The following is a 13,622-nucleotide window of genomic DNA, read 5'->3' as shown; positions in this document are numbered from 1 at the left end:
TTCATTGCTGATGCACCATTACGAACTTTCCTTCATCCGCTTATCGAGCTGCTCCAGCACCCATGGCCAAGCCTGCTCGTGTCCGTTCCTCGATTCTTCATCCGGGAAGCCTGCGTGAGTGAGCCTAAGCTTCGTACCGCTGCCATGAGGCTCGAGTTCAACCGTTACAACGGTCTCAGCTCCCTTGGTTCCCCCTTCTCCTGTAACCCATGTCAATTCAATCAACCTCCCATGTTCAAGCCGCAGAAATCTACCGTAATGAGGATGTCGCATCGACTCATGAATCGTTTCAAAGAAAAATACTGTATTGACTTCCCCTTGCATTAATACAGTTCCTGGAGCTGCGAACCACCGGTCGAACTTTTTCGTCCACGCTTGGAACAACAGATCAGGAGATGACTCCATCCCACGTTCCACCGTTAGATGAAACGGTCTTGAAGAAAGATCAGGTATAGTAAATGTCATTGTCATGAACACTACAGTCCTTTCGTTTGAAAATTGACGATCTTATCTGATAGAATTCCTTAAGGAAAGGCTAACACCTTTACGATAACTCATTTTTTTGTTGATACGTAGATGATGTATGCTAAAATTGATATTTATAAGTACACATATTTTTGTGGTGTAGTATCTATTTTTATACCTAAGGAGGGCATGAAGCATGAGTGCTCGTAAATCCCAGTTTGGCGATGCCCCTATCGCAGAAGGATGCTCAGTCGAATTTACACTTGAGGTGATCGGCGGGAAATGGAAGGGCGTTCTGCTTTATCATCTCATGGACGGTACGAAACGATTCAACGAACTCCGTAAAATATGTCCCCATATTACTCAACGCATGCTGACATTGCAACTGCGTGAATTAGAATCGGATGGGATTGTTCACCGCGAGGTTTATCAGCAAGTTCCACCGAAAGTAGAATATAGCTTGACGGAATTCGGCAAAACATTGGAACCGATCATTCATCTCATGAAGCAGTGGGGCGAAACATATAAGCAAAGCACTAATAGGATTTCAAACAAAAGCAATAACGGACAATCTAATGGATAAACAGGTAAGGACCTCTAAGCGAGGTCCTTAGTGTTAAGTGGGGTATACCTTTGGAGAATGCGATTGCAGCCAAATAACCTTTAAATAAAATATAAAAACAAGAGACCCAAGGCATAGCCATTCGGGTCTTTCGTTTCGTAACCAGTAGGATACTAGATGTTCAATGCTTCCAACAGCTTGTAGATCATTGCCGAAGATTCTGCTCTTGTTGCGCCAAGGCTTGGGCGGAAGGTTTCATCCTCGTACCCGTTCAGAATGCCTGACACGGCTGCAGCCTTCACAGAGGATTGAGCCCAATCCGGAATGCTGGATGCGTCCTTAAACGAATTAGAATTCACTGCATCTGCTTTGTACCCATTCACACTCAGCGCTCTGGACATTATGACGGCCATTTCTGCTCTAGTGATCGTCTGATCGGCCTTGAACAACAAGCGTCCATTTTCTTCATAACCGCTAATAAAGCCCGCTTTGACTGCTGCTGCAATACTGCCTTTTGCCCAGGTCGGAATTTGATTGTCATCTGCGAAAGTAGTGGATTGTACCATCGTCTGAAGTCCGAACGCTTCAGCGATCATTTTCGCGAATTGTGCACGTGTTACTGTCTGTTCCGGACGGAACTTCCCATCCTCGAACCCTTGAATGACATTCATTCCAGTCAAGCGGTCGGTGTATGGAGTCGCCCAATGTCCGGTCATATCCGGGAATGTCATAGGCTTGTAGTCAAGCAGCGCAAACTTCGTAAAGTGGTTAACACTCACCGTTACACTGCCGTCTGGATTGATGGTTCCACCCAGATAAATCCAGCGACCTTGCGTTTCGTTATAGTAATATATCGCCGGCTGACTTCCTGCTGCGATGGAAGCTGCCTTGTAATACAGCTTAATTTCCACAGGCTTGTTAAAGGTATGACCTGTTGTACTTGTCAGCTCGATCGCTGGGCTTAACGCCTTCAATTGGCCGAACGACGGAGTCTGATCGGAAGACAGCAGCGTAGCCTGAATCTTGCCGTCCGCAGTCACAGCACCCGCTGGAACCTTAAATTGCAGTACATCCTTAATACCGCCTTCCGCCCCTTGTGCTGCATTCACTGTCACTTGGGTATTGGAGGTGCTATTGCTATTACCTTTGTTCGTGGTGTTATCGTTATTCGAATTGTTCGTAGTATCGGTTGGAGTCGTACCGCCACCTCCGCCGCTAGAACCATGGTGGTTATTCCCTTGCGGTGCTACGATATTCACCGTTCGCGTAATCTCCGCCGCCGCATTGCCGGCCAAATCGTTTACATTATAATGCAGTGTATAACTTCCGCTAGCTTGCGTGTCCACAGTTCCGGTAACCGCAACCTGCCCCGCAATGCCAACATTGTCCGTCGCTTCGGCTCCCTGCTCAGTATAAGGTGTGCCGACAAGCATAGTGACATTCGAATTTCCTTTAAGCGTAATAACTGGAGCTGTTCTGTCAATGCTTACAGTAAGCGGAAGCTGCGCCCTATTGCCTAATGAATCGGCCGCCCGGAAATTCAGCTTATGCTCGCCTTCACCGGATACCTCAACTTTGCTGTTACTCGCATATGTGAGGTACTCCCCTCCATCCTTCGATAATTCTAATGAAGCCGTCGTGCCTGGAACATACACATTGGCATATACACTGGCTGTTACGTTTTGGTTCGTCCATGCTCCATTGGAATACGGGCTGCCATCTGCTGTTTTCATCGTCCAATTCAGCTGAAGAGGCGTGATGCTGGCATCCCCCTTCAAAGTAACTGAAAAAGCTTTTACATCCGCAGCATTCCCCCGCTTAATCGTTGCCGTTAGCGTCAGCTCCGTATCCTTATTAGGATAGAATGCAATTTTCCCGTTATCATCCATCCATAGCGGATTGGAGCTTTTCCACGTAATCGTGGTTCCTTGTTCTCCGGTTGACGGTAATTTCAAGTCCGTCTTAACGGCACTGGTATCTCCTAAAGTCAGCACGTTCTTCGCCAGCGCGACCGCTTCTGCATCGGTATAAGCCAATGCCTTGACTGTTGCTGTGAACGTTTTTACATCGCTTGTCGTTCCCCGGGTCACTGTAGCCTTCAAGGTTACCTTGGCATCGGGTTGGCCAGCAGCCGGACGAGTCACGATGCCCTTATCCTTAGCAATTCCGATTACATCGGGGTTCATGCTTTCCCATTGAACGGTTGCTCCGTGTTGGCCTTGCGTAGGCAGCTCGATGGTTGACGTTACACTGCTTATATCACCCAAATCCAAAGCAGCCAGCGTATCTTCTACGGCCTGCTTATCTGTATACTCCTCTACGTTCACGAAGATCGGATTTGAATAAAACCATAAGTCGCTATAATTCCTTTTGTTAATTTCTGCAAAACGAGTCTCATTATCGTCGATATCGGTCTTCGGGTCAATCAGCGGCTCTCCATTGCTTGTTTCCCCAGCCACGTTAACTCCCAAATTGGTGCCGCGCAGCCTAAAATATTGATTCTTGCTGGCATTTCCAAGGTTGTACGTAATGACATTATAGCCTTCAGCATCCGTCTTCCAATCACTGCTCGTAAAGCGCTGAAGCACTTTTGTCGAGTCGTTCGTATCCTTGGAATATTCCGGAGTTCCCGGTACGGCATATCCTTTTACATCACCTGCTATCAGATCCACATGATCCACTTGGACAGGGTCACCGTTATTGTTTTTGTCCGGACTTTTGAAACGAATGGTAAGCTCAAGGTTATCCCCTTTCTTTGCGGAAAGCTCTTCACCCATATCCTTCTTTGTTCCATTGGCATCAATATGAAAGTCTAGTGCATTAATCAAATCACCGAATACGGAGAACGATTTGCCTGACCGCATCCCTTCAAGTACCGCCTTCATGTCGGTTCCATTAACCCACGTATAATTCTTGGAATACTCCCCGGGTCTATAGCCACTGGAATATTGCCGAGTGTCCTCGTCTATCTTGAAATGATAATCGGAATTCGTAAAGTTCCAGAACCTTCTGCCTTCCCCAAGCAGTGAATCCCATACGCCTCCAACCTTGGCAACCATATAATCAGCGCCACCATAGGTCCGATTCTTGGGAGTAGTTAAGTTATACCCTCCCCGGTCTGGCTCCATCTGACCTCCCGGCATCCCTTCCATCCCGAAGTAAATATCTGGAGCAATATTATTGAAGTCGCGAATATCCGAAATTTTGTAGATCGACCCATCAGAGCCTGCTTTCCGTGAAGGATGGTTCAAGAACGCGTAGCTGCTATTAGGAAAATTCCCCTCAAGCCAGGTCAAAGCTGTACGAGCATCCTGACTTGTGGAATAGGCCTTATTGTATGTCGCTTTCCATACCGCTACATCCGTCGGATCAAACAAGTTTTCAGCGCGGTCCGTAAACAAATACTCGAACTCGCTCACCGCTTTGATCGCCTTATTCTGATCGTCCGACAAAATGCCTATACCGGCATGATCATAGGTTGGCATGTCCCACTCGAACCCAGAAAAAATGATTTTATTTTTATATTTGTCGGCTTCCTGCAATTGCTTGATTTTCGGTATTTGGTATTGAGCCATGCCTTTGGAATAAGGAATCGGCCCGCCTGGTATTTGCTTCCCTTCATCATCCCGGCTGGACATTCTCAAGTGATCGGCAAGTGCCAGCCAGTCCATTCCATACTGTTCAAATCCATTATCCAGCACCGTTTGCAAAGATTGCTGAGCATCGTCGGATTCATACGTATGGGTATGATATTCACCCGTCATCCACCTTCCTCCGTTAGCGTCAGCCTGATTCACGTCAGCCGCTGCACCGAATACGGTTGCGGTAGGTAAGCTTTGGCCCAAGAGGGAAACCGTAAGTGTCAGCAGCGATAAATTTCGAATTGGTTTTCTCGTTTTCAATGAAGTCTAGCCTCCCAAGATGTTACTTAATGTAAAAAATAATGACTTCTTGCTTTACATTTGTACAGCTGTAAAGCACTAATGCATGCATTCAGCTCAACAAACCCTATAACCCTTTTCATCTTATTTAGAAGACGAAATCCGTCACAGTCGTTGTTTATCCGAAAGTTGTTCTAATCTGGCGATTAACACGTTTAAATTATCATAGTTCTTTTTCACTGTATATGAATTGAGGGCAAATAAAACAAAACCTTTACAAAAACCGTTTTCAAAATTGTTTGAGTTTCAAATAGTAAACTAAAACAAGGTTTAGCTTGATGTATTAAGGCTCACGCAGCATTCTCGACATGAATTTAGCATGGAAATTCAACCTTTCTTTAGGTACAAAAAAACGCAATCCGCATTATCGCGAATTGCGTTTTTATTAACCGTTACAGGGTAAGTCCTCCATCGACGACAACAACCGAGCCGGTCATATAACTGGACTCAGGAGAAGCCAAGAAGGCAACCATAGCAGCAAGCTCTTCCGGCTGTGCATAACGCCCCATTCTCATAACCGATACTTCCTCTGGCACATAACCGGTTTGCTCCATGGTAGCTGAGACGCTGTCGGTCAGAGCCGTTTTGACGCCTCCAGGACAAATCGCGTTGACGCGGATTCCTTTTCTTACGTATTCCAGCGCAGCTGCTTTGGTCAACCCGATAACCGCATGCTTACTTGCCGAATAGGCCCCTGCGCTATGCTCACTTCGTATCCCTGCCGTAGAAGCCGTATTAATAATGGTGCCGCTGCCCTGGCTTTCCATTACTTTAAGAACGTATTTCAGCCCAAGGAATACCCCTTTGACGTTTACTGACATAATACGGTCAAACTCGGCTTCATCCGTATCTGAAAGCATCGAGAATTTCTGAATAATCCCTGCGTTATTAAAAAATATATCAATCCGTCCGTATGTTTTTACCGCTTCATTAACATAATATTGAACATCTTCACTCTTAGCTACGTTAGCCTGAACAAAAATACCTTCCCCGCCTTGTTCTTGCACAAGCTTCAAGGTTTCTTCTCCGGATTCTTTGTTGTAATCAACCAATACAACCTTTGCCCCGTTCTTAGCGAGCTTCAAGCTGCTTGCTCTTCCTATACCGCTTCCTGCACCAGTAATTACAGCAATTGGGTTTGTATTTGTCATGTTCATCCATCTCCTTCAGCAGTATTGGTTTTCTATCCTGTTCAGGATAGGAAGAAAGTTATTTTAAAATGATAGCACAACTACCTATGTGATAGTATTACTATCATTACAATATTGATTATATCACCAACCCTTTTTGTTTTCAATCTGTCTATGCAAAAAAGCATTTATGAAAAAGCAGGCGGAGTTGACAACCTTTAGTCGTTTTGATAGCATGGCTATCAATTATGACATGACTTGGTTGAGGAGTTGAAGCGGAATGGACCCTAAAAGCAGATGGGAGCAGGAACGGCTTGAAGGCAAGCAGCAGCGCCTCAGCAGTATCATTACCTCTGCGGAGCGTGTATTTTTGAGGAAGGGCTTGGAGAAAGCCACCATGCAGGATGTTGCCAAAGAGGATAATGTAGGCATCGCCACGCTGTTTCGCTATTTTCCCAAAAAAGATAAATTAATCGTCGCCGTCGCGACCCGCCTTATGGAATCGCAAGCTCCCATATTTGAAGAAATCGCTCAAAGACAGGAGACCTGCTTGAAAAAGCTCGAGCGCGTGTTCGATTATTTTGTTTCCTTTAGTGGAGAGAAGCGCGAGGAACGCACAAGGCTACTGGAAGCCTTCGAAAGCTATGCCGCGCAATCGCTCGAGCCGCTGGAGGATATCGATAAATACAATGCCGTTTACCACCGGATTTCGGCAATCTACCAGCAAATTATTGAAGAAGGAGTTCACGACGGCTCCATCCGATCCGATATTTCAATTCAAGATACCCTATCGACTATGGCCAATGCATTCGGTATTTTTGCACAAAAGCTGTCACTGCAAAAAAACATCGTGATGCTGGAATCCGATATGGACCCGGAGACCCAACTGCTGCTAATGAAAAAAATATTCTTGGAGTATTTGCATGCCCCAGACAGTGCCGACACTCCTTCATCAAAATTAAAAGAGTGAAACACAAATAGACCGCACCCGCTTTATAAGCGGGTGCGGTCTATTTATGGAATAGGCATAAAGCCATTATTCTATAGTTTATCCACCTGTACACGGCCCGAGAAGAAGGTGGCCCCTCCCCCCATATCGGCAAGGCGATCCGGTGTAAGGGCGTTGACCGTTCTCTTTCCACCTGGTGTGTCAGCCCACAAACCTTGGCTTACAACTACGCCCGGAAGCACATCCTCTCCGACCGAAGCGGTCAGCTCACATTCTCCACGGCTGTTCCATACACGAACAAGCTCTCCGTTCTGAATGCCGCGCGCCTCTGCATCCTTCACATTCATATGCACCTTCTGTGTCTTTTCCATACGGACATGCTTCTCATTATTGGAGAAGGTCGAGTTAAGGAAGTTGTGATTCGGTCCCGGAATGAACAGGAACGGCAAATCCTCGTCTTCACAAAGCGGTGTGTAGGTCGGCAGCGGAGGAAATCCTCTTCTCTCCATCGTTTGGGAGTACAGCTCGATCTTGCCGCTCGGCGTCTTCAATCTTCCCGGAAACAGAGGCTTGACTGCGCCTTTCACATACTGCTGCTCCACTAATGCCTCATAGGTGATACCTTCCAAAGCAGGGTTCACCGGGTTATCCAATGCCTGCCTTATCAGCTCTTCGTCCGTATCGCGAAGTGCCTGATCCTCAAAGCCCATGGCTTGCGCCAGCAGGCGGAATACATCGACATTTGATTTACTCTCACCGTAAGGCTCGATCACCGGCTGTTGTATTTGAATGTAGTGATGCCAATAAGAGGCGTAAAAGTCGGTATTCTCAAACGCTGACGTCGCCGGCAGCACAATGTCTGCATACTTCGCAGTTTCCGTCAGAAACAGCTCATGGACGACCGTAAACAAATCTTCACGCTCCAGCCCCTGCCTTACTTTATTCGCCTCCGGAGCCACTACGGCCGGGTTCGAATTGTAGACGTAAAGCGAACGTATAGGAGGATCCAGCTCAAGCAATGCGCTGCCCAGCTGATTCATATTGACTTGTCGTACTTTGCCTGGCAATAGGTCCGGACGCATTAGAGCAGACTCATTATGACCTAGAACAGAACCGTTCCCTTTGATCGCACCGCCGCCCGGCACAAGCCACTGGCCAGTGAGTGCAGGCAAACAGGAAATCGTACGGATACACATCCCTCCGTTATCGTGATGCTGAGGACCGTTACCGATCCGGATAAATGAAGGCGAAGTTTGACCGTACATCCGCGCCAGCTTGTAGATGTCCTCCACAGGAACGCCGGTAATTCCCGATACGGTGAACGGATCATACTGACGAACATGCTGACGCAGCTCCTCGTGGCCTACGGTATATTCTAGCAAAAAGGCTTCATCTGTCATTTGTTCGTCGAACAAAATGTGCATGATGCCTAGCGCCAAGGCCGCATCCGTACCTGGCTTGATCGGAATGAACCAATCGGCCCAACGGCCGGTCTGATTTTTATGAACATCGATAACGACGATTTGAGCCCCATTCTTCCGTGCCTTCTCAGCAAGAACCACTTGGTGCATGTTAGTGCTGACCGTATTGATCCCCCACATAATGAACAGCTTCGTATGAATCGTTTCTTCCGGATCCGTTCCTACGCCCGAGCCCATCGTGTAGCCGTAGCCCTCCGAGCCTGCCGCAGAGCAAATCGAATACTTCAAGCGGGTTGCACCAAGGCGGTGAAAGAACCGTCTGTCCATTCCCTCTGTTCCGATCAATCCCATATTGCCATAGAAGCTGTAAGGCATAATGGCTTCTGTGCCATGCTCCGCGATTGTCTTTTTCCAATGGGTGGTGATCGTCTCGATGGCTTCCTCCCACGTAATGCGCTCGAATTGTCCGCTTCCCTTCTTCCCCGTCCTTTTCATTGGGTATTGAAGCCGCTTGGCATCATAGATACGTTCACCCATATTGCGGACCTTGTTACAGATAGCCCCCTGGGTCACCGGGTGCGATGGATCTCCTTCTATTTTGACGATTTTCCCGTTTTCCTTATGAACCAATAAACCGCATTGATCAGGGCAATCCAAAGAACATACGGATGGAAATACTCCTGTTGGTTGTTGAATAGCTGAACTCATGCTGCAGCTCCTTCCGTCCTGTTTGAATTTGGCCGATAGCCGGTCATACAGTCTCTTTACTCTAGTATCAGTTTATGAAAAAGCAATGAATTAGTAAAGGCTCGAGGTCCAAGCTTGTTCGGCAGCCTGGTCCGTTTTGGTTTGGGGCGCCAGTTTTGTATAATGAGCCTATAGTACTGTGAAAAAAAGTTTATTGACTTCCTTATATAGAAGAGCGACCGCGCTTAGTGGATGTTTTATCGTCAAATAGAAGCCTTGGGAGGCAAGCATGTCAAATCGCAGATGGTATATCGGCCTACTAGTTCTTACATTTGTGTTCATCTGCCTACTGCTGCAATTTTTGTTCTCTACGTTACGGATTCGCGAGCTGGTCAAGCTGCCGTCAGCCGTGTCGGAAATATCCCCGCGGCACATTGTCCTCATATCACAAGAGCTGGATAACCCCTTCTGGAGATCCGTCGAACAGGGAGCCCGCGCCGCTGTGCAGCAGTATGGCTGGGAGCTGGAATATACCGGCTCCTTTCGCATCAATCCGGCCGAACAGACAAAGCTGCTGGAGAAGGCGATTGCAGCCAAGGCGGATGCTATTCTGCTCCAAGGTCTTGGGGAACCGCAATATAAGCAGTGGATTGATAAAGCGATAGCTCAAGGTATCCCTGTCCTTACCGTAGATACCGACGAACCGGAGAGCAGCCGGCTGTCTTATGTCGGAACGAACAATGAGGAAGCAGGCAAACGAATGGGTGAGCTTGTCGAACAAAAGGTTGGGGACGCAAGCCGCATCGGCGTTCTTATCGGAAGCTCAGCCGATAGTCAAAGGCTGCGATTGTTAGGGTTTCAAGAGGCGACTAGCTATTACCCCAACCTTACGATTACGGAAATTCGAACCTCCAATATTTCCCGACTCCAGGCTGAGCAGCAAGCAGCCGACATGCTGGCAAAGCATCCGCAGATACAGATCATGGTCGGATTCAGCGCCTTGGACGGCATAGGCATAATGAAAGCAGCCGAACGGGCTAGCCGGAATGATCTACGAATCTTTTCCTTCGATGATCTTCAAGAGACGGTAGATGGCATCCGTCAGTGTAAAATAGCTTCCTCCATCGTTCAGCAGCCATACAAGATTGGATATGATTCCGTTATGCTGCTAAACCAATATTGGAGCGGCCAAGCTCCTGAGAAGCAGCATTTTATCCCTGCCACGGTTCTTGATGCAAACAGCTTGGGCGGCTCCGCGGGAGGAGCTTGCCGATGACATTACGTACCAAGCTGCTAATCTTTATCCCTTTGCTGGTGCTTATGGCTAATGCGGTGACCTTCTTCGTCTTTCAGAGCGAGAAGATCGTTCAGACCAGCTATGATCGGATGATGGAGCGGATGCTGCAGTACAAGCAATCGGGTCAAGCCGCCGAGCAATCTTTAAAGGCCTTGTATGGGTACTTATTGAATCCTGAAGGAGCCGACTCGACCGAACTTGAACGCAGCCAAACCAACCTGACAGCCGCTCGCGGAGGGCTATCGACACAATGGCCATCCTCACTTCATCCTTCGGAATTAACGAGCTATATTCATATGCTCGACACACTGATAGAGCAGGAGAAGGCATCTCTCGCTTCCTCACTGGAGCATTCTCCTGCTCCCGCTTTAAGCCATTATGAAGAAGCAGAAGCTACGCTCGGGTTTATCCGCGAGGCAGGACAAAGCCTCGTCGATCTGGAGCTGAGCTCCTATCAACCCGTCTTCAAGCAGCTGCAAGAGGAAAACAGCCGGATGAACCGGCTCGGAGCTGCCGTGTTTATTATCAACACATTGCTTGGGATCGGGCTTGCCTTATGGATATCCGGCAGTATTACCGGACCCGTTCGACGTCTCGTTCGAATGGCTCAGCATTTTTCCAAGGGTCAGCTTGAGTTAGCCACAGACTCCGCACCCCCTCGTTCGGAGGACGAGCTAGGTGTCTTGTCAGAAACGTTCAAGCAAATGATGACGGACTTGTCTATTTTAATAGAAAAGGATAAGGAAAGCCTCGAAAAGGACCGACTCGTCAAGGAGCTAGAGCTGCAGGCACTGCAAAGCCAGATTCAGCCCCATTTTCTATTCAACACGCTCAATGTGCTTTCCAAGCTGGCACTGATTGAAGGAGCGGAGAAAACGAGCGACCTTATCGTTTCCATGTCTAATCTGCTGCGCTATAACTTAAGCAGACTAGATCAGCCAGTGACACTCAAGGATGAGCTCGACCATGTCAAAGAATATATCGCCATCCAGCAGGCGCGTTTTCGCGATCGCGTTCGTTTCGAGATGGAGATCGATTCGTCCGCGTTTCCGGCACCGATACCCGCACTAACAATTCAACCTTTAGTGGAAAATGCGTTTTTGCATGGCATTGAGAGCATGGAGCAAGGCGCTGTGATTCGCATAGTCGTTCGGAGGAATACAGAGGGCCTCCGCCTTTCCGTGGAGGATAACGGTGTCGGGATGAACGAAGAGACTAGGCAAAGACTTCTCCATCTGGAGGGCGGAGTAAAACCCGCTGTAGGGGACTCATCCGAGCAAATGAAAAAACCGTCTACGGGACTGGGCACGGCGAACGTGTTTAAACGTCTCCAACTATTTTATGGACGAAGTGATCTGGTAGATATACAAAGCAAGCCGGGGGAAGGAACCCGCATTTTTATCCGTATACCCGATGGAAAGGAGAGTGAATCGACCGATGTATCGTTTGTTGATAGCCGATGATGAAGCTTTGGAGCGTGAAGGGCTGGAATGGATCGCTCAACGTATGATGCCGGATCAGTTCGAAATCATCCATGCCGAGAACGGCAGGACGGCTATTGAACGCGCCGAAGAGCTTCGTCCTCATATTGTGCTAATGGACGTCAACATGCCTGGCATTCAAGGCCTGGATGCACTTAAAGAAATCAAAAGGCTGCTTCCAGAAACGAAGATGGTGCTCGTCACTGCATACGATTATTTTTCTTACGCCAAAGAAGCTCTAACCCTCGGCGTGAAGGAATACATTGTGAAGCCGGCCCGGCGGGAGCAAGTCGTCCAGACTCTGCAGCAGCTTGTACAGGAATTGGATCAGGAAAAGATAAAACGGACGGAAGACCTGCGACTTAGAGATAAGGTTTCTCAGCTACAGCCGCTCGTAGAGAATGAGCTAGCTCTCATGTTTATGGTAGATCAAGTACTCGGAGCAAGCGCCCCCTTGCTGTCAGAATGGCTTGACTTCCCCATGGATCAAGGCTGCTCAATAGTAATTGCATTCTCTGAGCTTGTTTATTCGCAGGATAAGAAAAAAATTTACGATACGGTCCGCAGCTTCGCCAAGTCTCACTTTGCAGGACCTTCTCTTGTCAGCTCCTTCATCGACAGGCACATGGCAGTGTTTCTGAGTAAAACGTCAGCAATACAAGACGCAGATTGGTATTCTGTCTTGAGGCAATACGGCGAGAGACTGAGCGCTTTAACAGAGCGCCAGCTTGAGCTTACAGTCTCCATCGGCATCGGCTCGACTCATTCGGATGTCGAAGGCTTGCGTAAATCTTACTTTGAAGCTGTGTTTGCTTCAACCTATTTTGAGCAAGGCGGTAAAGTGTGCTTGTTTGCGGAGCTGACGAAGCAAGCCGGAGGCTATGACTTGAGCGTTCAAAGCTATCAGGGAGAAACTGCAGAGCATAGATCCTATGTTCTATCTGCCCTGCAGCGTATTCGAGAGGAGCGCGAGGAACAAACAATCCATGTCCTCGATAAAGCCAAAAGCTACATCGAGAGCAAATTCGCCGAAGATATTTCGCTCGAGGAAGTAGCTGATGTCGTTCATCTCAACCCTCACTATTTCAGCAAGGTGTTCAAGCAGCATATAGGAGAAACCTTTATCGATTTCCTTACCCGACTTAGAATCGCGAAGGCCAAAGAGCTAATGGCATCCAATGAATTAAGTCTCAAAGAGGTTTGCTTCGAGGTTGGCTACAAAGACCCTAACTACTTCAGCCGGGTTTTTAAAAAAGTGACCGGAATGACACCGACCGAATTTCGTGGGCAAGGAAACTAAAATTTCAGTCAAATGGATCCTACATGCCCTTAATTATCAACGGTGTATATTAATTGAAGCTGGTGCCCCTCGCATTCCAGCTATTCAGGATGAAACTGCCAACGGGGCAGATCCAGTTTACCTTGATCATCCACCGTAATCCCTTCATTTTGCAGGTGCATGATTTGTATGAATCTGGATTCCTCTTCCTGAAGCCCTATCTCGCCTTTGGCATTGACGACCCGGTACCAGGGCAGGTTGTATTTCTTACTGGATGAGTGAAGAATCCGTACGACCTGCCTCGCCGCTCTCCGGCTTCCGGCCAATTCCGCAATCTGCCCGTAGGTCATCACATGCCCTTCCGGTATTCCTTTAATCACCTTAATAACCTGTTCGGTAAAAGGAGTCAT

At 47.9% G+C, this 13,622-nt stretch carries 10 protein-coding genes; 5 read left to right on the top strand and 5 right to left on the bottom strand.

Features of this window, described 5'->3' with window-relative positions; translation table 11 throughout:
• Positions 1–18: 18 nt before the first annotated feature.
• Positions 19–471: an SRPBCC family protein gene (locus tag QMA13_RS03860; protein ID WP_282939632.1), complete on the bottom strand. Its 453-nt coding sequence runs from the start codon at positions 469–471 to the stop codon at positions 19–21.
• Positions 472–661: 190 nt separating this feature from the next.
• Between QMA13_RS03860 and QMA13_RS03855 the strand changes: the two genes are divergently transcribed.
• Positions 662–1,048 carry a winged helix-turn-helix transcriptional regulator gene (locus QMA13_RS03855; RefSeq protein ID WP_282939631.1) on the top strand — a complete coding sequence of 129 codons (387 nt, stop codon included), beginning with the start codon at positions 662–664 and terminating at the stop codon, positions 1,046–1,048.
• Positions 1,049–1,200: 152 nt separating this feature from the next.
• Here QMA13_RS03855 and QMA13_RS03850 read toward each other — a convergent pair whose 3' ends face one another.
• On the bottom strand, positions 1,201–4,929 hold the full coding sequence (locus QMA13_RS03850; RefSeq protein ID WP_282939630.1) for an immunoglobulin-like domain-containing protein: 3,729 nt from the start codon (positions 4,927–4,929) through the stop codon (positions 1,201–1,203).
• A 431-nt stretch (positions 4,930–5,360) separates the two neighbouring features.
• Entirely contained in the window at positions 5,361–6,119 is a 759-nt protein-coding gene (locus QMA13_RS03845) for an SDR family NAD(P)-dependent oxidoreductase (protein ID WP_282939629.1), read from the bottom strand.
• 259 nt (positions 6,120–6,378) lie between these two features.
• On the opposite strand from QMA13_RS03845, the gene QMA13_RS03840 reads away from it, so the two are divergent.
• Positions 6,379–7,068 (top strand): TetR/AcrR family transcriptional regulator, encoded by a 690-nt coding sequence (locus tag QMA13_RS03840; RefSeq protein ID WP_282939628.1) that lies wholly within the window; start codon positions 6,379–6,381, stop codon positions 7,066–7,068.
• 71 nt (positions 7,069–7,139) lie between these two features.
• Here QMA13_RS03840 and QMA13_RS03835 read toward each other — a convergent pair whose 3' ends face one another.
• Positions 7,140–9,176, bottom strand: a complete 2,037-nt coding sequence (locus QMA13_RS03835; protein ID WP_282939627.1) for a molybdopterin-containing oxidoreductase family protein — start codon at positions 9,174–9,176, stop codon at positions 7,140–7,142.
• Between the two features lie 268 nt (positions 9,177–9,444).
• On the opposite strand from QMA13_RS03835, the gene QMA13_RS03830 reads away from it, so the two are divergent.
• From QMA13_RS03830 to QMA13_RS03820, 3 genes are read left to right on the top strand one after another with little or no spacing between them, the layout of a single operon-like run.
• Positions 9,445–10,431, top strand: coding sequence for a substrate-binding domain-containing protein (locus QMA13_RS03830; protein ID WP_282939626.1), 987 nt, complete (start codon positions 9,445–9,447; stop codon positions 10,429–10,431).
• Entirely contained in the window at positions 10,428–11,915 is a 1,488-nt protein-coding gene (locus QMA13_RS03825) for a sensor histidine kinase (protein ID WP_282939625.1), read from the top strand. The genes QMA13_RS03830 and QMA13_RS03825 overlap by 4 nt, the downstream gene beginning before the upstream one ends.
• Positions 11,890–13,233 (top strand): response regulator transcription factor, encoded by a 1,344-nt coding sequence (locus QMA13_RS03820; RefSeq protein ID WP_282939623.1) that lies wholly within the window; start codon positions 11,890–11,892, stop codon positions 13,231–13,233. The genes QMA13_RS03825 and QMA13_RS03820 overlap by 26 nt, the downstream gene beginning before the upstream one ends.
• An 80-nt stretch (positions 13,234–13,313) precedes the next feature.
• Here the strand turns inward: QMA13_RS03820 and QMA13_RS03815 are convergent, their stop codons facing one another.
• The gene (locus QMA13_RS03815; protein ID WP_282939621.1) at positions 13,314–13,622 is read right to left on the bottom strand and encodes an MGMT family protein; all 309 of its coding nucleotides are present in this window, start codon (positions 13,620–13,622) and stop codon (positions 13,314–13,316) included.

Origin of the sequence: Paenibacillus sp. RC67 (genome assembly GCF_030020805.1) — a bacterium.
In the GTDB taxonomy this organism is placed as follows: Bacteria; Bacillota; Bacilli; order Paenibacillales; family NBRC-103111; genus Paenibacillus_S.
The sequence above is the reverse complement of the archived record's forward strand: the minus strand, read 5'-3'. Positions and strand labels throughout refer to the sequence as shown.